General features: G+C 65.3%; 2 protein-coding genes. Both read right to left on the reverse strand.

Going from position 1 to position 1569, the window contains the following annotated elements; translation table 11 throughout:
* Nucleotides 1–427: ATP-binding protein (locus tag A6A04_RS20595; protein ID WP_172822834.1), on the reverse strand; the 427-nt coding region annotated here is incomplete at its 3' end.
* Nucleotides 424–1569 (reverse strand): IS21 family transposase (istA, locus tag A6A04_RS20600; RefSeq protein ID WP_068495904.1); only part of this gene is annotated, 1146 nt, incomplete at its 5' end. The genes A6A04_RS20595 and istA, both read right to left, overlap by 4 nt.

The following is a 1569-nucleotide window of genomic DNA, read 5'->3' on the forward strand; positions in this document are numbered from 1 at the left end:
CGATCTCGGCCAGGGTGGCGAAGTAGACGCTTCGCCCGGCCTTTACCGCCTCGACGCCCAATGCCAGGGCCAAGTGGCTCTTGCCGGTGCCGGGAGGCCCGAGCAGATGGAGCACCTCGTGGCGATCGATGAAGCCGAGTTGAGCCAAGGTCAGGATACGATTGCGATCCAGCGATGGCTGGAAGGCGAAATCGAACCCGGCGATGGTCTTGACGGTGGTCAGTCGAGCCATCTGGAGCGCCGCCTTGACGCGCCTGCCCTCGCGGATGGTGAATTCCTCTGCCAGCAAGATATCGAGGGCATCGATGGCGGAGATGGCGCCTTGCTCCAACTGCCGCACGGTGTGGTCCAGGGCTTCCAGCGCGCGGGGCATCCTCAGGCCAACCAAGTGGTGGCGGACGCGGTCCAGGGTGGTAGCGGCGGTCATGGCCGCACCTCAGCGGCAAGGTGGCGGCCGATGGTGTCGTAAATCTCCAGCGGGCGGCAGGTCACGACCTCGCCGGCACGCCTGATTGGCGGCGGTCCCTCGCGCGGGGTCGCGCTGTTGGGCGGTGGTGGCGTGGAGCGATGGCCGGTGGCGATGCGGCGCTGGCCACGGCCATCAAGGACGGGGTGGGCGGCAATCATCCGGCCGTCCTCGAAGATGTGGATTTCGTCGGCCATGCCGTGGACCTCGACCGTCCGGCGCCGGGTGCAGTCCGGCACACTGTAGAGATTACCGCCGACCGAGACCATGCCATCCCGCGTCACCCGGCGCTCGAGCGTCAGCACGGCGCCATAGGGACCGACCGGCAAGCCCTTCAGCCGAGGACGCTCCTCAAGAAAATGCTCGGCAACGATCCGATGGGTGGTGGCATGGGTGCGAATATTGGCAACGCTGTCCAGCCATTGGCGGAATTGGCCGTTGAGGTCGTCGAGGTTGCGAAAGGTCCGGCCGAGGAAGAAATCCTGGCGGACATAACGGAAGGGGCGCTCGACCTTGCCCTTGGTCTTGGCCCGATAGGGCCGACACGCCTTGGGCAGAAAACCGTAATGGGCGGCGAAGGCGAGCATCGTCTTATTGTAGACGATGCCCTCGTCGCCCTCGCCCTGCACGGCGGTCTTCATGCGGTCGTAGAGGATTTGCTCAGGCACGCCGCCGAACGCCTCGAAGGCCGCCCGGTGGCAGCGCAACACAGTCTGAAGATCCTGGTGGGCAACGAACCGGCCCCACAGGAAGCGGCTATGGCCCAGCACCATGGAAAACAGCCAGACGATGCGCTCCACCCCCGGTTCGTCGGCGAAGGTGGTGCGAAAATGGGCGAAGTCCACTTGGGCTTGCCGACCAGGCGGCGTCTCAAAGCGGCGCTCGAATACCGCTGTAGCGGCGGGTCGGATCGTCCGCAGGACATCCTTCAGCCGGGTATAGCCGCCGCCGTAGCCGAGCTCACGAATTTCCCGCCACAGACGGCTGCCGCTGAGATCGGGATAATCGGCGACGCGCTGGTGAAGATAGTCGCGGTAGGGATCGATTTGGCAGGGCTTCGCCGAACGCGGCCCATAAACGGGCTGCTCCAATTTGCGCTCGAC

Source organism: Paramagnetospirillum marisnigri (genome assembly GCF_001650715.1).
Lineage (GTDB): Bacteria > Pseudomonadota > Alphaproteobacteria > Rhodospirillales > Magnetospirillaceae > Phaeospirillum > Phaeospirillum marisnigri.